Genomic DNA, 16,828 nt, shown 5'->3' on the forward strand with positions numbered 1-16,828 from the left:
GGTATGACCGGAAGCGACGCTGATTCCAGCCCCCAACTGACCGCCTGCCGTAAATCACTTTAATTTCAGCAGTTGTTATTAAAGGATACCCTTTTACGAGGGTATCCCTTCAGACTGATAACAAACGCTACATTGCCGGATGTGCTGCGCTTACCAGGCCTATATAACCCCTGCAATATATTGAATTTATTGTTTTTGTACCCCAGTCGGCATAAACGACCACTCAAGAAACTCAACAGCAACCGTTGATGTCAGCCAGACCCCGTTTTCCGCTTGCCAGAAAGGGATGCCTCGTTTCGCCATTTCCTGTGCTTTGACGGTTAAGACAACCGGCGATCCGTGTCTTGCTCCCACTTTGCGTGCCGTTGCTTCATCAGCAGAGAGATGCACGTAATGACGATCCCCTGCAATCAGCCCCTGTTTTTTTATCTCGTCAAGGAAACGGCTTGCCGTACCGTGGTAGAGAAACTGTGGCGGTGTTTTTTCGGCAAAGGAAATAGCGACCTGCGAAGTCGAATGCCCCTGAACCGCGCGGATGCACCTACCATCACTGGAATAACTAAAACGCTTTTTATCGCTGGTTGCGACCACGGTATCCAGCAATGCACGGGTTAATCGCTTGCCCGCTTTTTGGGCACAAAGTATGAGCTTATTGATATCCGCCCATCCTTCACGGTCCAGTACGATACCAATCGCCTCCGGTTTGTGTCGGAGGACAAAACTTAAAAACTTGCTCGTATCCGCCAGCTCTTTTTCGTTGTACTTTGCCATCGCGTTTTCGTCCCTGGATTTTCTGTTTTTATTTACTAATGTCATTGTCACTGGGTTTATGAATTTTCTGCAACTCAATCCTGCGCAGAACCTTTTCCACACAGCGTAATTTTTCCCCTATGCAAAAAACGCATAGCCAGAAACATACTTGCATTTTCCCCATACCCACATGGCTGATAAGGTTTTTCAGTTCCAGGAATTTTCCTGGCTCAAGCAACACACAAACACAAAAAACAATGGGGATTGTTATGACACAACAAGGGGATGCTGTAGCCGGGGAGCTGGCGACAGAAAAAGTGGGCATTAAAGGGTATCTGGCTTTTTTTCTCACCATAATCTTTTTTTCCGGTGTTTTTTCCGGAACAGACAGCTGGTGGCGCGTTTTTGATTTTTCCGTTCTGAACGGATCGTTTGGGCAACTGCCTGGTGCGAATGGAGCCACCACCTCATTTCGCGGGGTGGGTGGCGCGGGGGCTAAAGATGGCTTTCTCTTTGCGCTGGAGCTGGCACCGTCAGTCATTCTCTCTCTGGGGATTATTTCAATTACCGATGGTCTTGGTGGATTACGCGCCGCGCAGCAGTTAATGACACCTGTGCTAAAACCGTTGTTGGGCATTCCAGGGATCTGCTCGCTGGCACTGATCGCTAACCTGCAAAACACGGATGCCGCCGCCGGTATGACCAAAGAGCTGGCGCAGGAAGGTGAAATTACCGAACGCGATAAAGTGATTTTCGCCGCATATCAAACCAGCGGTAGCGCCATCATCACCAACTACTTCTCTTCCGGCGTCGCGGTGTTTGCCTTTCTGGGCACGTCCGTAATCGTACCTTTAGCCGTCATCCTGGTGTTTAAATTTGTCGGAGCCAACATTTTGCGCGTCTGGCTTAACTTCGAAGAACGTCGCAACCCAACGCAAGGAGCGCAAGCATGACAACTCAGGTCCGCAAAAACGTCATGGATATGTTTATCGATGGCGCGCGCCGTGGCTTTACTATCGCCACGACCAACCTGCTGCCAAACGTGGTGATGGCGTTTGTCATCATTCAGGCGCTGAAAATTACCGGCCTGCTCGACTGGGTGGGGCATATCTGTGAACCCGTAATGGCGCTGTGGGGATTACCCGGTGAAGCGGCAACCGTCCTTTTAGCCGCATTAATGAGTATGGGCGGCGCAGTCGGTGTTGCCGCCAGTCTGGCAACCGCTGACGCATTAACCGGCCACGATGTCACCGTTTTACTGCCCGCAATGTATTTAATGGGCAACCCGGTGCAAAATGTCGGTCGCTGCCTGGGGACAGCCGAAGTGAATGCCAAATATTACCCGCATATCATTACGGTCTGCGTGATTAACGCATTGCTGTCGATCTGGGTTATGCAGCTTATTGTTTAACAAGGAGTTACCATGATTGATTATACCGCAGCCGGTTTTACCCTGCTGCAGGGAGCGCATTTGTATGCGCCGGAAGATCGGGGAATTTGCGATGTCCTCGTCGCTAACGGCAAAATTATCGCCGTTGCCAGCAATATCCCTTCTGACATTGTACCGAACTGCACGGTTGTCGATCTCAGCGGGCAGATCCTCTGCCCAGGTTTTATTGATCAACACGTCCATTTGATTGGCGGTGGCGGCGAAGCAGGTCCCACGACGCGCACGCCGGAAGTGGCGCTAAGTCGCCTGACGGAAGCGGGCGTCACGTCAGTGGTTGGTCTGCTGGGCACCGACTCTATCTCTCGCCACCTGGAATCCCTGCTCGCCAAGACCCGTGCGCTCAATGAAGAAGGCATCAGCGCCTGGATGCTGACCGGCGCTTATCATGTCCCTTCCCGCACTATTACGGGTTCCGTGGAAAAAGACGTGGCGATTATCGATCGTGTGATTGGCGTGAAATGCGCCATCTCTGATCACCGTTCTGCCGCACCGGACGTTTATCACCTGGCTAATATGGCGGCAGAATCCCGCGTTGGCGGTTTGCTCGGCGGTAAACCTGGCGTCACCCTGTTCCACATGGGCGACAGTAAAAAGGCGTTAAAGCCTATTTATGACCTGCTGGAAAACTGCGATGTGCCGATCAGCAAGCTGCTGCCGACCCACGTTAACCGCAACGTACCGTTGTTTGAGCAGGCGCTGGAGTTCGCGCGCAAAGGCGGCACCATCGATATCACCAGCAGCATTGACGAACCGGTCGCCCCTGCCGAAGGTATTGCCCGCGCCGTTCAGGCGGGTATTCTGCTGGCACGCGTCACCCTCAGCTCCGACGGCAACGGTAGCCAGCCGTTCTTCGATGACGAAGGGAATTTAACCCATATCGGTGTTGCAGGTTTTGAAACGTTGCTGGAAACCGTGCAGGTGCTGGTCAAAGACTATGATTTCAGTATCAGCGATGCCCTGCGCCCGCTCACCAGTAGCGTAGCCGGTTTCCTTAACATGAGCGGGAAAGGCGAAATTCTGCCAGGCAATGACGCAGACTTACTGGTCATGACGCCAGAATTGCGCATTGAGCAGGTATACGCTCGCGGCAAACTGATGGTCAAAGACGGCAAAGCCTGCGTGAAAGGAACGTTTGAAACGGCTTAAACGGTTGTCAGCCGCCCTAATGGACGTAGAATGCCCCCAAGGGCGGCTGACAGAGTAAAACGTAATGGATGACTGTGGTGCGGTTTTGCATAATATTGAAACCAAATGGCTTTATGATTTTCTGACTCTGGAAAAATGCCGCAATTTTTCCCAGGCGGCAGTCAGTCGCAACGTCTCGCAACCGGCATTCAGCCGCCGCATCCGTGCACTGGAACAGGCGATTGGCGTTGAATTGTTTAACCGCCAGGTGACGCCACTGCAACTCTCAGAACAAGGGAAAATCTTCCATTCGCAGATCCGCCATCTGTTGCAACAGTTAGAAAGCAACCTTGCAGAGCTGCGTGGCGGCAGCGATTACGCGCAACGTAAAATCAAGATAGCCGCTGCACACTCTCTTTCCCTCGGTCTGTTACCGTCCATTATCAGCCAGATGCCGCCGCTCTTTACTTGGGCAATTGAAGCCATTGATGTCGATGAAGCGGTCGATAAACTGCGTGAAGGGCAAAGTGACTGTATTTTTTCCTTTCACGACGAAGATTTGCTGGAAGCGCCGTTTGACCACATTCGCTTATTTGAATCTCAATTGTTCCCTGTCTGCGCCAGTGACGAACACGGAGAAGCACTTTTTAACCTCGCGCAGCCACACTTTCCGTTACTGAATTACAGCCGCAACTCCTACATGGGGCGATTGATTAATCGCACCCTGACGCGCCACAGTGAGTTAAGTTTCAGCGCCTTTTTTGTCTCTTCGATGAGCGAGCTTTTAAAGCAGGTTGCCCTCGACGGCTGTGGGATTGCCTGGCTGCCGGAGTATGCCATCCAACAAGAAATTCGCAGCGGGCAGCTCGTTGTGCTGAATCGGGACGAACAGGTGATCCCGATTCAGGCCTACGCATACCGGATGAATACCCGCATGAATCCAGTTGCCGAACGCTTCTGGCGTGAACTGCGCGAGCTGGAGATTGTGCTTAGCTGACATTCTCAAGCGTCGCACTGCGCCAACCGCCATTATCCCAGACCAGATCAAACGTTAGCGGTTCATCGTCGTGGTACAGCATTATCTCAAGGCTGATCGCCAGAGTGTGGCAGTACGCTTCTTTCAAATTAACCTGCAACGCCGCAATCCGTGGCTCATGAAATAACAGTGCAGAACGCAGCTGACGGCAATACCAGCTCTGGAGATGTTTGTCGCTCGGGTTATGCACTTGCCACTCGGGCATGCCTGAAACAAGTAATGACGGTAATGCCGAATGAGGAGAATTAAAAAGAGTAAGGAGATCGCTGCATACCGATTTACGCAGCAATGACGTTTTATTGCCTGAAATTTCAGGTAAAACAGCCTGAAGTGATTGGCGCATCATTTTGCGCACTCCTGACGTTTAGCAACATATGCGGCTTGCCCTGAACACCGGGCACCACTGTATTGATGCTCATTTTCCATAGCCATTCCCTTTTGTTCATTACATCCATGTCAGTCTGAGACAGGCCTGAATCCTGTCAGCAAAGTATAAAACCTTACTTGCCTATGAATATCTACTGACTTTTCAGGAAAAAAGTCATGATTTGATAAAAATCATCAAACTCAAAAAAAAACCGCTAGTATATTCTGAATATTCCGAATAGTTACGTAGATGAAAATACTTGTCACCGCTGCTACTTAATTCCGGTGGGAAATTATTTATTTCCGCATAATCAGCCATGTATTATTTGAAACAATTAGTTTGTAAATAATATAAATTGATAACATATCAAATACATCAAAAATACCATTCACAGGCATTATTAATATAGACATCAATATAGCAACATCAAATTCCAATTAGTAATAAGATATGCTTTTAAATTGCATGCAAATAATTTTAAATGAGCGTTTTTTGATACTTTATAGTGTTTCCTACCCTTTAATATCACTGTGTAGAGTTGATATCACTACAACAGAAACATGCATGTCATTTGTTTACTTCTCTTTTTACTACAGAAAAATTTATCTATTTTTCTAAACATCAGTTAAATACTCATAAAAGGTAACTATTATGTCTATGCCATTAAGCAATGCCGCTAATAACCAATTCAATACAAATAATCACTTCCTTCATCATCCAAAAGTCGACAGTGAGTTAACACGTCGATATGAATATGCACGCCTGGATACGGAAAATATCTATCTTCTGCCTCTTGCTCGTGGCAATAACCATAATTACGATGGAAAAAGCGTTGTCGAAATTAGAAAACTTAATATTGGAAAACAGTCCTGGCCATTTAATTATGTGACAGATACATGCAGAGAATTCAATGGTATTACAACAACAGGACGTATGCTCTATCGAAACTTGAAAATCACCTCAGCTTTAGACGAAATATATGGTGGTATATGTAAAAAGGCGCATGCTGCTACAGAGTTAGCAGAAGGTTTACGGCTAAATTTATTTATGAAGAGCCCTTTCGATCCTGTTGAGGACTATACAGTTCATGAAATAACATTAGGCCCTGGTTGCAATGTTCCTGGTTATGCCGGAACCACGATAGGATATATTTCAACCCTTCCAGCTTCTCAGGCAAAAAGATGGACCAATGAGCAGCCAAGAATTGATATCTATATTGATCAGATAATAACTGTCTCAGGGGTAGCAAATTCTTCCGGATTCGCCCTTGCCGCATTACTTAATGCTAATATTGAGATGGGAAATGACCCAATCATTGGTATAGAAGCCTATCCTGGTACCGCGGAGATCCATTCAAAAATGGGATATAACGTTATCCCCGGTGATGAAGATGCGCCACTCAAACGCATGACTCTGCAACCGTCATCTCTTCCAGAACTGTTTGAATTAAAAAATGGTGAATGGAATTATATTGGTAAATAGCCACTGAGAAGAATGAGTACTAATATTCAGGTTATACAGATATTTAAACAAAACCCTGCAATTTACAAAGTAATACTCATTGCGACTTCTTAATTTAAGAAAGCGCAAGGAACGTTTACCCTTGCGCTTATTATAATAAGTCAGGCGTCGACTTTATCCAGCGGCCATGAATCAAAGAGATAGCCGTCAAAATAAATATCGTCAACGTTCGAGAATTCCAGCAGACGTTGCTTAACGTTTTCCAGATGCTGCCACATTGCCAGCTTCGCCGCTCGGGCATCTTTTTTGATTAACGCGGCGAGGATCTGTTTGTGATCGCCCAACCACTCTTTGCGATACAGGCTGTCATCCAGATGGCTGTGCAACTGGATCCACATTGGATTGTTTTCCCGCCACTGCCAGGACTGACGGAATAACTCCACCAGCATGCTGTTATGCGTTGCTTCAGCAATGGCGAGATGGAACTGCATGTCACCGCTTTCGCTGCTACCCGGCGCGCTGGAAGCCAGTTCACGCTCTTCCAGTTGCAATGCCTGACGCATTTTGACGATATCTTCGCGGGTAGCCTGCAGTGCGGCAAACTCGGCGATGTTACTTTCCAGTAACTGACGCGCCTGTAACAGCTCAAAAGGACCCGCATCATTGCAGACGTTGGCATCCGGACTGTCTGTGTTGTGGCTGCCTGAGCTATCAAGCACATAGATACCGGCACCCCGGCGCACTTCCACCAGCCCTTTGATCTCCAGCATGATCAGCGCTTCACGTACCACCGTCCGCGTGACATCAAGCATTTCTGCAATTTCACGCTCCGGCGGCAGCCGTTCGCCAGGATTGTACGGCGTCTTTATGATCAGATCGCGGATCATCGCCCCGACTTCCTGGTAAGGTCTTTGCACAGAGGTGACAGATTTCATGGTGTTGTGTCCGTTAGGTGCGGTTAATCAAATTTTTGCCGGATGCGGCGTGAACGCCTTATCCGGCCTACAACGGGCAATTTTACGGCCCCCGTTAATCTCAAACTATACCATTAGCACTGGAAGTTGGCACGTACAGGTGGGCAAAAAAACGAAAACTGGTCAACCAAATATCAGTTTGATTGACCAGTAAGTCTGTAGGGTAATCAGTTAGTTACAGCGCAGCCACACACTCGCGCGCACCGCGTTCGCACAGCTGCTGATATGCCGCCGTCACCGCGCCAACAAAGTCGGCATTCTGCGGCAGATCATCGGCAAAAATACCGCTCAGGCCCAGCAGCGCTTTCACGCGGTCTGCGCCCTGATACTGCGCGTTAATCTTCTGGAACTCGGCCAGCATCGGGTCGACCACGTCAATGGCATTACCCTGCTCATCCACGCCCTGGGTGTAACGCATCCAGCCAGCCACGCCCAGCGTCAGGTGACGCCAGCTGCCGCCGTTTTGCAGGTGCAGACGCACCGGGTCCAGTAGACGCTGCGGTAACTTCTGGCTGCCGTCCATCGCAATCTGCCAGGTACGGTGACGCAGAGACGGGTTGCTGAAACGCTCGATCAGCAGCGTCGCATAGGCGTTCAGGTCCGTACCTTCCGGCATCGACAGCGTTGGCGCTTGTTCCTGCATCATCAGGGCAAAGGCCGCTTTGCGATAATCCGGGTTAGTCATGGTGTCGGCAATGGTTTCATAGCCGCCGAGGTAACCGAGGTACGCCAGGAAAGAGTGGCTGCCGTTCAGCATACGCAGCTTCATCATTTCGAACGGCACAACGTCTGCAACGAACTGTGCGCCCACTTTATCCCAGTCCGGGCGACCATTAACGAAGTTATCTTCAATCACCCACTGACGGAACGGTTCGCAGGCAATGGCGCATGGGTCGTAAACACCCAGCTGGTCAGCAATTTCCTGTAAGGTTTCTGGCGTCGCCGCCGGAACGATGCGGTCAACCATGGTGCACGGGAAGGTGACGTTCTCTTCAATCCATGCCGCTAGTTGCGGGTCACGCGCCTGAGCCAGCCCCAGTACCGCGACCTTCGCCACATGACCGTTTTCACGCACGTTATCGCAGGACATCACCGTAAATGCTTTCAGCCCTTTTTCACGACGCAGACGCAAGGCTTCGACGATGTAACCAATCGCGGACTTCGGCGCAGTCGGGTTTTCCAGATCGTGCTTGATCAGCGGGTTATTGAGATCCAGTTGACCGCTTGCCGCATCAGCGCAGTAGCCTTTTTCCGTGACCGTTAGAGAGACAATCGCCGTTTGCGGACGCGCCATCGCGTTGAGAATACCTTCGCAGCCGTCGATTTCCGGATGCAGCGCTTCTTTCATCGAACCGATAATTTTCAGCTCGGTGCTTTCTGCGCCTTTTTCCGCTACGGTGTACAGCAGTTGCTGTTTTTTCAGGTTTTCGATCAGCATACGGTCGTTGCCTGGCATCAGGTTAACTTCGCAGATGCCCCAGTCGCTGTCGGTGCTTTCCAGCAGATGATGGGTATACAACGCCTGGTGCGCGCGGTGAAACGCCCCGCAACCGAGATGCACAATGCGTGATTCCAGACGAGAATGATCCCATGACGGGCGGGCAACCGGCAGATTGCTGTCAACAATAGTAGTCATCGTAAACTCCAGAATCCGTCTTCAGAGAGTGACGGCAAGGAAGAAGGAACCGGCACGGCGCGCAGCCATGCCGGTGGGTATTAACGGCTAAAGAAAGCGCGCTGGATCGCCAGTTCGACACCGCGAACTTCGGCCAGGCCTTTCAGACGACCAATTGCGGAGTAACCAGGGTTGGTTTTCTTCTTCAGGTCGTCCAGCATCTGATGACCGTGGTCCGGACGCATCGGGATCAGGTCTTCTTTGCCTTCCGCTTTACGACGGTGTTCTTCTTCAACAATCGCTTTCACCACTTCGTACATATCAACGTCACCGTTCAGGTGCGCCGCTTCGTGGAAGGTTTTCGGGTTATCTTCACGCATGGTGGAGCGCAGATGGGTGAAGTAAATACGCGGACCGAACTGCTTGATCATATCAACCAGATCGTTGTCAGCACGCACGCCGTAGGAACCGGTGCACATGGTGAAACCGTTCGCCATGCTGTTTACGGTATCAACCATCCACTGCATATCTTCAATGGTGGAAACAATGCGCGGCAAGCCGAGGATCGGGCGCGGCGGATCGTCCGGGTGAACCGCCATACGCACGCCAACTTCTTCAGCAACTGGAATAATCGCTTTCAGGAAGACGGCAAAGTTTTCGCGCAGTTTGGCTTTGTCGATATCTTTGTACAGCTCCAGGTGCTTACGGAACTGGTCGAGGGTATACCCTTCTTCCGCGCCCGGCAGACCGGCAATGATGTTACGCGTCAGACGCGCTTTGTCTTCGTCGCTCATAGTGGCGAAGCGTTCAGCTGCCTGAGCAATTTCTTCTTCGGTGTAATCCGCTTCCGCGCCTGGACGTTTCAGGATATGCATTTCGAATGCAGCGAATTCGATCTGGTCGAAGCGCAGAGCTTTGGAGCCGTCTGGCAGCACGTATTCGAGGTCAGTACGGGTCCAGTCGAGCACCGGCATGAAGTTGTAGCACACGGTGCGAATGCCACACTGCGCCAGGTTGCGCAGAGTCTGCTGATAGTTAGCGATCCACTGCTCATAGTTGCCAGTGTGGGTTTTGATATCTTCGTGAATTGGTACGCTTTCTACGACAGACCACACCAGGCCTGCGTCTTCAACGATCGCCTTGCGTTTGAGGATCTCTTCTACGGACCATACTTCGCCGTTCGGGATATGGTGCAGCGCGGTAACCACGCCAGTTGCGCCCGCCTGACGGACATCAGCTAAAGAAACCGGATCGTTTGGGCCGTACCAGCGCCAGGTCTGTTCCATGATTTTTCCTCTTTCACATAGTGGGTTCCACAGCAAAGAGACGCGGAACCTTGGAGTTGTTTAGGTATCCGGATGAACAACCAGACCGCAGCCGTGGCGTTGCATCGGATGAGATGGCGTATAAGTTCTACCTTTTGGTAAGACATGTCAACCCGAACTCTGAAATTGGTTAACCACATCACAAGAATTTCACTCTCATGGTTGTTGCTGCAAATTGCAGCAAAGGGTAATCGATGGTTATTGATCAGAGGATGTGACATTCATCGCAACAATGGTTGACCAATTTGCATGACATGTCGCCCAAAATAACAACGGTTCAACCAAGTAAGGTAAAACGTTATGCATGTGCTTAACATTCTCTGGGTGGTATTCGGCATTGGCCTGATGCTGATACTGAATTTGAAGTTCAAAATCAATTCAATGGTGGCTTTGTTGGTGGCGGCGCTGTCCGTCGGGATGCTGGCAGGCATGGATTTGATGTCGCTGCTGCACACCATGAAAGCGGGCTTCGGCAACACGCTGGGAGAACTGGCTATCATCGTGGTGTTCGGTGCGGTCATCGGTAAATTGATGGTCGACTCCGGCGCGGCTCACCAGATAGCACATACGCTGCTGGCGCGTCTAGGTCTGCGCTATGTTCAGCTGTCGGTGATTATCATCGGCCTTATTTTCGGTCTGGCGATGTTCTATGAAGTGGCCTTTATCATGTTAGCGCCGCTGGTTATTGTTATTGCCGCCGAAGCTAAAATTCCGTTCCTGAAACTGGCGATCCCGGCAGTAGCAGCTGCCACTACCGCACATTCACTGTTCCCACCGCAGCCGGGTCCGGTGGCGCTGGTGAATGCTTATGGCGCGGATATGGGGATGGTTTATATCTATGGCGTACTGGTGACGATCCCAAGTGTAATCTGCGCAGGTCTGATCCTGCCGAAGTTCCTCGGCAATCTTGAGCGCCCAACGCCATCATTCCTGAAAGCAGATCAACCGGTAGATATGAATAATCTGCCCTCTTTCGGCGTTTCGATTCTGGTGCCGCTGATCCCGGCGATCATTATGATCTCTACCACCATCGCCAATATCTGGCTGGTAAAAGATACCCCTGCCTGGGAAGTGGTTAACTTTATTGGTTCCTCGCCGATTGCGATGTTTATTGCGATGGTGGTTGCATTCGTACTCTTTGGCACCGCGCGTGGTCATGACATGCAGTGGGTGATGAACGCTTTTGAAAGCGCGGTGAAGAGTATTGCAATGGTGATTCTGATCATCGGTGCGGGTGGCGTGCTGAAGCAGACCATCATCGACACCGGCATTGGCGACACCATCGGCATGTTGATGTCCCACGGCAATATCTCGCCCTACATTATGGCATGGCTGATCACTGTGCTAATTCGTCTGGCGACGGGTCAGGGTGTCGTTTCGGCGATGACCGCCGCCGGGATTATCAGTGCTGCAATCCTTGATCCAGCAACCGGTCAGCTGGTTGGCGTGAATCCGGCGCTGCTGGTACTGGCGACGGCTGCGGGTTCCAACACCCTCACCCACATTAATGATGCATCTTTCTGGTTGTTCAAAGGTTACTTTGACCTGTCAGTAAAAGACACGTTGAAAACCTGGGGTCTGCTGGAGCTGGTCAACTCCGTGGTTGGGCTGATTATTGTGCTGATTATTAGCATGGTAGCGTAAAAGAACACCAGAGCCTGCCAATGGCAGGCTCAGACTGATGACTAAAGTCTAAAAATGTGCCCGGACAGTCCCCTCGCCCCTCCGGGGAGAGGGTTAGGGTGAGGGGAACAGACCAGTAAAGTGCGCTTTGTTTATGCCAGATGCGACGCTGACGCGTCTTATCTGGCCTACAAAGGGCTAACGTGCAGGTTTTGTAGGTCTGATAGCGTAGCGCCTCAGGTACCAGCATTAGCAATGCGCTGTAATTTTTTTATTGATAAACAAAAGTCACGCCAATAATCGATTGCACATTCCCTGCAGTCACCTGCCCTCCGGTACGTGCGTAATTTGCCGTTAATCCCAGACTTACCGCCGAAGTTCCTACTGCTCCTAACGATACCGTGTTATTCGTTGGAATAATCGTACCGTTGCGCGTCAACTGTACGCCGACGCCCTGCGCTGGTGAAAACGACGCGGTATTGGTGAAAATCGAGTTGCCCGCATCTGCGGTTGTGCCGGAGAGGTAATACCCCAGGTTTTGGCTTTTCGCACAATAAACGGTAAGAGGAATTGGCACTGAACCAGGGTAGTCCGGCAGAGTAACGGTGACATCACGAGCAGAAACATCACAACCGCCAGTGGGCACCACCACATCATTATTGGCGTAAATATTCCACACAAACTGAAAATCATCGCTGTTATAGTTGTTGGTCTGTCGCAAAATAAGCACGGCAATTAATGAACCAGCTTTAATCGCCACCCCGCCCGCACTGCTCACAGGCGTCAAATAAAGCGCCACCGGCCACGGCTTATCCGTTCTCGAATTATAAACAACCCGCGGCGTTTCGCTGGTGGTCGGAAATGGATAGCTACTGCCACTATATTTTACGGTCCCGGAAAAATTAGATAACACGCCGCCGTAAGCCGAGCCTCGTTGCAGTGTGACATAGTCTGTAATGGTTTCCGGATAATCGTTATGGCAAAAGATTTGCGTCGAAAGATCTACGACCAGGTTTTGCCCCACATTCACGACAGGCGCAAGGTTTACATAAACATTAGCGCTGCCACCGCCAATAGGGATAGCGGTACCATTGGCGGTTTTACAGGCGAATGACCAGGCATTTACCGACCAGCCCATCAGCAGTACAGCAAACAGGGTAATAGCTCGTTTCATTACAATTATCTCTTCGGGTTCAGCTGTAGGTATAGGTGATGCTAATCACTGCCTGAATGGTTCCCTGAGTGGCTCCGCCATTTACCGTCAATGCTCTGACCTGTAACGGGAAGTGCGCTGATTGTGAGGAATCATCCACCTGAACTGTTTTGGTTGCGCCAGTATTCAATGTGTTGCCACTGTCATCCTGTAGCTCTAACTGGATGTTTTGCGCGGTCCCCTGGTTTTTATAATATCCGGTGCTGTCGGCTGCCCCGCTGAAGCTGGCAGTGACCCTCGACGTTCCCACCGGACAATTAGTCAACTCAAGCGCAACATCATGCCAGGCCGATGCCGCCCCGGCAGACATAAGACTGAAAGAATAAAGATCGCCGAGATCTACCGTGGCATTGGTGGTGGAAACCGTACACGGTTTGGCGACGACCTTACCGTTCACCGTGATGGTGACATCGGCTGCCTGTATCGTCGCACTTGCGAGCGCCAACATTGCCGCCAATACATACCCACGTTTGCACCATTTCATGAGCATCTCCAGTTACTGATATTCAAGAGTGAAGGTAGCCGTAGCATTGATATGCCCCGCAGTGACAGGCACCTGTGTCGCCATTAGCCGGGCGTAAAAATTCAGCGTATTTGGTTTACCCGGCGTCAGGGTCGTCCACGAAATCGCAGACGATGGAGCATTAAGGGGTATTTGATTTTGCTGCTCATTCAGAAGCTGTATTCCCAGTCCCGCAGCCGCTGACACCGTATTTTCAAGTGCAAGCAGGTTGGCATTGTGGCTATCTGCAACGCCGGTAAACCCAACTTTTACGGCAGAAACAGGGTGACAGCAAAATACGAAATGGAACGACAGGAGTCGTCGCGCCAATGTTGTTAAATTGCTTCGCCGCGTTTTCCATCAGATCAACAGTAAAATTGGTTGATTCAGCGGCCACACTACAGCCGTTATCTCTGACATAGCCGCGGATAGTAATCGTGCTATCCGCAGCCAAAACGCGACTTACCGCCAGCCACAAAAAAGCGCACAGAAGATAAAAAGGTTTGTTTCTCATCACGCCCCCTTAACGACATTCAGCTGATAGCTGGGTTAATAACTGCTGCTGACTCTCTGGTGGCAGTTGATAATTGGCGACACAGTGAGCATTTTCCTCTTCTCCCCATTTCACCTGAACTTTTCCCGCTAAAGGCATTCCGCTGAGGTAAAACTGACCATTATCCGCAACAATGCCGCTACTCTGGCTACTCTCTGATGTCACCATCGCCCCAAACGGCAGCGGCTTATTATTGTGAGTTAGCGTCATGAGCAGTTTTATCCCAACGCGCGCTTTAAACTCTGCTCGCACGATCGCCCCACGAGTGGGAACAACGTTAGCGACCGCGTTATCTAAATCGACGTTATCAGCCAAGGTATTGGTATCCAGCGCCACTCTATTTTCCCGATATTCAGTGGCATAAGGCAGCACGGCATAACCACGCCAGTCGGTACGCACCCCCGTCTGGTTTTCGACTTTTGCATCTTTTGCGCCAGGCGCTTTAACAAGCACCACCGTATCGTTTAACGGCTGCCCCAGCGTTACGCCATTGGCATGAGCCAATACCCCACCGCTGACTCCGTAATAGAGCTGCTTAATATCATCGCTATGGCTGTAACCGATATTGGCATTGCCGTAACCACCGCGATAATTCAGCGTGGCGTAGCCTGTACTTCCGCTATTACCATCGCCTCCCCCGGCATAGCCGGTTTGCACGCTATAACTGAGGTTGTTGTCTTCCAGCAACGTACCGTATACACCAGCCAGATTGGTCATCCGACCGTTGAGATCGTGTGACATGCTGTAGCTGGCACTGGCATGTCGCCACTGAGATTTACTGTCAGAACGCAGCCAGTGGCTGAAAGGAATATTGACGTTAAGCGCTAACATCTGATCCCGTCCTTTTTGCCAGGCGTTTTTCGTCAGGCTATAGCTGAGCGTCCAGTTGATATCTTCGAACGCAGTATTTAATCCAGCCTGGAATTGCTCATCGACATTACTCGTTCCCCAATAAGTTTGATGGCTACCACTCAAATACAGTGTTGATGTGCGCCCGAGTTGCTGAGTAACGGTGAGCTGTAATTTCCCGCGTTTGTTATAAGCGAGGTTGTAATAGTCGGTGAATTTCGGCTTAACCTGAATAACTCCATCCTGTGTTTCGATGTTGTAGCCATTCATTCGACTGTATGTTGTATCAGCGAAATTAAAATATCCGCTGGTCGAATAACGGTAACCCACTAACTGAATATTCGTGCCTGATTCATTGAGCGATTTGTTATAGAGAAAACGCACCGATTGTCCGTCATGCTGACTGTCATCGGGAAGTGTGGAATTAGCCTGCGTCATATCCACAGACAGAGCGCCCAGTGCCTCCATGTTTTTCCCGATACCGAAATTAAAAGCACGATAACGATCCGCCAGTTGCGTTCCACCATATATTGTCCAGCCAGCCGGAAGGCCGTGGAGTAATGTACTCTGGAAAAAGCGGGGTTTTTCCTGCTGCGCATTTCCACTACGGTATTCTCCTGCCATAATGGAATAACGAGTATGCCCTTCACGTTGCAAAAGCGGGACTGACGAATAGGGTACGGTAAAAATCTGCGTGCTGCCGTCAGCCTCTTTGATCGTTACCTGCAAGTCACCACTATTACCTGCGGCATAGATATCGTTGATGGTAAAAGGCCCCGGTGGCACCGTACTATTATAAATGCCATATCCATTTTGTTTAATAGTGACCTGTGCAGTACCATGAGCAATACCGTGGATCACCGGGGCAAATCCTCTTTGGCTATCGGGTAACATATTGTCATCTGAGGCCAATTGTGCGCCGCGAAAGTTAATACCATCGAAAATATCGCCCTGGGTATAACCATCACCCAACGTCAGCCGGGAACGTAAAGGAATTATGTCTCGCTCAATCCAGGTAATGATATGCTGCCATTTATTTTTGCTACCTGATGAACTGTCGCTACTGTTATAACTCCAGGTGGTATTGTCGCGTAAACGCCACGCACCAATATTTAACCCACTCTGTAGGTTTAAATATGCATAATGGCTGTTACCCCCAATCCGATTCTGTACACTATTTCCGCTGAAATTATAATTGAGCAATCCGGCATTAATACCGGGATCCCATAACTCAGGAGGAATATAACCACGCGCGCGATTACTCATAAATGCCTGAGGGATCGTCAGGTTCAGTCGCTGCTGACCAACATCCAGATGCGCAGTAGCGTCCTGGACCATTGTGGTTAATGGCACACAGGCATCATCCGCCAGCAGATTCATACCGGCGACAGAAGCCGTATTCAGCCCCATACTGGCGAGTTGCGCGCGTGTCAGGCAGGGAACAATCCCTTGTTCACTGTCGCCCGTATTAAATGTGACATCACGCGTTGCCATATAACCATTATTCAAATAGATATCGACGCGATACGTCCCTGGCGGTAATTCTTGCCCATTTTCAAAACGCGATAAATCGGCCACAGCCTGGGGATCATCCGCTAAAAAGCGCAGATTAAAATAGAGGTCGGCAGATGACAAAGGTGCCTGTGCGGCAAAAGCACAGGCGACAACGAGTCGGACAAAAAAACCAGCCAAACGATGCTTACGAATATGCAAGCATTGTGTGTTTCGCTGGTAAAGTCTTAAATTCAGATATGACATTATTCCTCCGGTTTAAAATCACCCGGCAGTCAATTCTTTTTATTCAGGCGAAAAATTCCCCCTGCGTTATTCCATTACGCCCGTCATTTTGGGGGTAAGTGCGCCATAATCATTTATTGTTCGGTAAGTAATATTGCTTCCTGCATCAGAAGGCAATTTAACCGTGCTTTCGCCCATTGGAGGCACCAATGCATTTTCAAGAACCCGGGTTCCGGCATTCAACTCTG

18 protein-coding genes and 1 pseudogene are annotated in these 16,828 nt (G+C 50.1%); 6 read left to right on the forward strand and 13 right to left on the reverse strand.

Annotated elements, in window-relative coordinates:
* Positions 1-186 precede the first annotated feature (186 nt).
* A complete protein-coding gene (gene kptA / locus ACUU1I_RS14195; protein ID WP_005048967.1) occupies positions 187-771 on the reverse strand; it encodes an RNA 2'-phosphotransferase in 585 nt (194 codons plus the stop codon).
* A 248-nt stretch (positions 772-1,019) separates the two neighbouring features.
* Between kptA and ACUU1I_RS14200 the strand changes: the two genes are divergently transcribed.
* The 4 genes from ACUU1I_RS14200 to hypT all read left to right on the forward strand — a co-directional run bounded on the left by ACUU1I_RS14200 (position 1,020) and on the right by hypT (position 4,322).
* Positions 1,020-1,703: a nucleoside recognition domain-containing protein gene (locus ACUU1I_RS14200; protein WP_001774694.1), complete on the forward strand. Its 684-nt coding sequence runs from the start codon at positions 1,020-1,022 to the stop codon at positions 1,701-1,703.
* A complete protein-coding gene (locus ACUU1I_RS14205) occupies positions 1,700-2,161 on the forward strand; it encodes a YjiG family protein (RefSeq protein ID WP_000211962.1) in 462 nt (153 codons plus the stop codon). Before ACUU1I_RS14200 ends, ACUU1I_RS14205 begins: the two co-directional genes overlap by 4 nt.
* A gap of 12 nt (positions 2,162-2,173) precedes the next feature.
* On the forward strand, positions 2,174-3,346 hold the full coding sequence (iadA, locus tag ACUU1I_RS14210) for a beta-aspartyl-peptidase (protein ID WP_000568427.1): 1,173 nt from the start codon (positions 2,174-2,176) through the stop codon (positions 3,344-3,346).
* Positions 3,347-3,410: 64 nt separating this feature from the next.
* The gene (gene hypT / locus ACUU1I_RS14215) at positions 3,411-4,322 is read left to right on the forward strand and encodes a hypochlorite stress DNA-binding transcriptional regulator HypT (RefSeq protein WP_000340755.1); all 912 of its coding nucleotides are present in this window, start codon (positions 3,411-3,413) and stop codon (positions 4,320-4,322) included.
* On the opposite strand, the gene iraD is transcribed toward hypT, so the two are convergent.
* The 4 genes from iraD to ACUU1I_RS14235 all read right to left on the reverse strand — a co-directional run bounded on the left by iraD (position 4,315) and on the right by ACUU1I_RS14235 (position 5,141).
* Positions 4,315-4,707 carry an anti-adapter protein IraD gene (iraD, locus tag ACUU1I_RS14220; RefSeq protein ID WP_000986206.1) on the reverse strand — a complete coding sequence of 131 codons (393 nt, stop codon included), beginning with the start codon at positions 4,705-4,707 and terminating at the stop codon, positions 4,315-4,317. The two genes, hypT and iraD, sit on opposite strands and share 8 nt — an antisense overlap.
* Positions 4,704-4,787 (reverse strand): iraD leader peptide IdlP, encoded by an 84-nt coding sequence (idlP, locus tag ACUU1I_RS14225; protein WP_120795393.1) that lies wholly within the window; start codon positions 4,785-4,787, stop codon positions 4,704-4,706. Before idlP ends, iraD begins: the two co-directional genes overlap by 4 nt.
* A 115-nt stretch (positions 4,788-4,902) precedes the next feature.
* On the reverse strand, positions 4,903-5,046 hold the full coding sequence (gene ytiD / locus ACUU1I_RS14230) for a protein YtiD (protein WP_001301448.1): 144 nt from the start codon (positions 5,044-5,046) through the stop codon (positions 4,903-4,905).
* The gene (locus ACUU1I_RS14235) at positions 5,025-5,141 is read right to left on the reverse strand and encodes a hypothetical protein (protein ID WP_001427063.1); all 117 of its coding nucleotides are present in this window, start codon (positions 5,139-5,141) and stop codon (positions 5,025-5,027) included. Before ACUU1I_RS14235 ends, ytiD begins: the two co-directional genes overlap by 22 nt.
* A gap of 238 nt (positions 5,142-5,379) precedes the next feature.
* On the opposite strand from ACUU1I_RS14235, the gene ACUU1I_RS14240 reads away from it, so the two are divergent.
* Complete coding sequence (locus ACUU1I_RS14240) at positions 5,380-6,210, forward strand: DUF2686 family protein (RefSeq protein ID WP_000062539.1); 831 nt, start codon at positions 5,380-5,382, stop codon at positions 6,208-6,210.
* Between the two features lie 140 nt (positions 6,211-6,350).
* Here the strand turns inward: ACUU1I_RS14240 and uxuR are convergent, their stop codons facing one another.
* From uxuR to uxuA, 3 genes are all read right to left on the reverse strand, one after another.
* On the reverse strand, positions 6,351-7,124 hold the full coding sequence (gene uxuR / locus ACUU1I_RS14245; protein ID WP_000844161.1) for a Uxu operon transcriptional regulator: 774 nt from the start codon (positions 7,122-7,124) through the stop codon (positions 6,351-6,353).
* Between the two features lie 214 nt (positions 7,125-7,338).
* Positions 7,339-8,799 carry a fructuronate reductase gene (locus ACUU1I_RS14250; RefSeq protein WP_000208165.1) on the reverse strand — a complete coding sequence of 487 codons (1,461 nt, stop codon included), beginning with the start codon at positions 8,797-8,799 and terminating at the stop codon, positions 7,339-7,341.
* Positions 8,800-8,879: 80 nt separating this feature from the next.
* Positions 8,880-10,064 carry a mannonate dehydratase gene (gene uxuA / locus ACUU1I_RS14255; protein WP_000438582.1) on the reverse strand — a complete coding sequence of 395 codons (1,185 nt, stop codon included), beginning with the start codon at positions 10,062-10,064 and terminating at the stop codon, positions 8,880-8,882.
* Positions 10,065-10,403: 339 nt separating this feature from the next.
* On the opposite strand from uxuA, the gene gntP reads away from it, so the two are divergent.
* A complete protein-coding gene (gntP, locus tag ACUU1I_RS14260; protein ID WP_000558239.1) occupies positions 10,404-11,747 on the forward strand; it encodes a gluconate permease GntP in 1,344 nt (447 codons plus the stop codon).
* A 250-nt stretch (positions 11,748-11,997) separates the two neighbouring features.
* On the opposite strand, the gene fimH is transcribed toward gntP, so the two are convergent.
* The 5 genes and pseudogenes from fimH to ACUU1I_RS14285 form a co-directional block, all read right to left on the reverse strand.
* Positions 11,998-12,900 carry a type 1 fimbria D-mannose specific adhesin FimH gene (fimH, locus tag ACUU1I_RS14265; RefSeq protein WP_000816512.1) on the reverse strand — a complete coding sequence of 301 codons (903 nt, stop codon included), beginning with the start codon at positions 12,898-12,900 and terminating at the stop codon, positions 11,998-12,000.
* A gap of 19 nt (positions 12,901-12,919) precedes the next feature.
* Positions 12,920-13,363, reverse strand: coding sequence for a fimbrial protein (locus tag ACUU1I_RS14270; protein ID WP_077897989.1), 444 nt, complete (start codon positions 13,361-13,363; stop codon positions 12,920-12,922).
* A gap of 72 nt (positions 13,364-13,435) precedes the next feature.
* Positions 13,436-13,955, reverse strand: a pseudogene (gene fimF, locus ACUU1I_RS14275) (type 1 fimbria minor subunit FimF).
* Between the two features lie 9 nt (positions 13,956-13,964).
* The gene (gene fimD, locus ACUU1I_RS14280) at positions 13,965-16,601 is read right to left on the reverse strand and encodes a fimbrial usher FimD (RefSeq protein ID WP_000120996.1); all 2,637 of its coding nucleotides are present in this window, start codon (positions 16,599-16,601) and stop codon (positions 13,965-13,967) included.
* A 66-nt stretch (positions 16,602-16,667) separates the two neighbouring features.
* A partial coding sequence (locus ACUU1I_RS14285; RefSeq protein WP_449144847.1) for a fimbrial biogenesis chaperone occupies positions 16,668-16,828 on the reverse strand: 161 nt, incomplete at its 5' end.

This window comes from Shigella sp. SIG3 (assembly GCF_053555855.1).

Excerpts from the sequence above, each read along its gene's own strand:
- kptA (WP_005048967.1), bottom strand. The coding sequence starts at position 771 with ATGGCAAAGTACAACGAAAAAGAGCTGGCGGATACGAGCAAGTTTTTA.
- ACUU1I_RS14200 (WP_001774694.1), top strand. The coding sequence starts at position 1,020 with ATGACACAACAAGGGGATGCTGTAGCCGGGGAGCTGGCGACAGAAAAA.
- ACUU1I_RS14205 (WP_000211962.1), top strand. The coding sequence starts at position 1,700 with ATGACAACTCAGGTCCGCAAAAACGTCATGGATATGTTTATCGATGGC.
- iadA (WP_000568427.1), top strand. The coding sequence starts at position 2,174 with ATGATTGATTATACCGCAGCCGGTTTTACCCTGCTGCAGGGAGCGCAT.
- hypT (WP_000340755.1), top strand. The coding sequence starts at position 3,411 with ATGGATGACTGTGGTGCGGTTTTGCATAATATTGAAACCAAATGGCTT.
- iraD (WP_000986206.1), bottom strand. The coding sequence starts at position 4,707 with ATGATGCGCCAATCACTTCAGGCTGTTTTACCTGAAATTTCAGGCAAT.
- idlP (WP_120795393.1), bottom strand. The coding sequence starts at position 4,787 with ATGGAAAATGAGCATCAATACAGTGGTGCCCGGTGTTCAGGGCAAGCC.
- ytiD (WP_001301448.1), bottom strand. The coding sequence starts at position 5,046 with ATGGCTGATTATGCGGAAATAAATAATTTCCCACCGGAATTAAGTAGC.
- ACUU1I_RS14235 (WP_001427063.1), bottom strand. The coding sequence starts at position 5,141 with ATGTCTATATTAATAATGCCTGTGAATGGTATTTTTGATGTATTTGAT.
- ACUU1I_RS14240 (WP_000062539.1), top strand. The coding sequence starts at position 5,380 with ATGTCTATGCCATTAAGCAATGCCGCTAATAACCAATTCAATACAAAT.
- uxuR (WP_000844161.1), bottom strand. The coding sequence starts at position 7,124 with ATGAAATCTGTCACCTCTGTGCAAAGACCTTACCAGGAAGTCGGGGCG.
- ACUU1I_RS14250 (WP_000208165.1), bottom strand. The coding sequence starts at position 8,799 with ATGACTACTATTGTTGACAGCAATCTGCCGGTTGCCCGCCCGTCATGG.
- uxuA (WP_000438582.1), bottom strand. The coding sequence starts at position 10,064 with ATGGAACAGACCTGGCGCTGGTACGGCCCAAACGATCCGGTTTCTTTA.
- gntP (WP_000558239.1), top strand. The coding sequence starts at position 10,404 with ATGCATGTGCTTAACATTCTCTGGGTGGTATTCGGCATTGGCCTGATG.
- fimH (WP_000816512.1), bottom strand. The coding sequence starts at position 12,900 with ATGAAACGAGCTATTACCCTGTTTGCTGTACTGCTGATGGGCTGGTCG.
- fimD (WP_000120996.1), bottom strand. The coding sequence starts at position 16,601 with ATGTCATATCTGAATTTAAGACTTTACCAGCGAAACACACAATGCTTG.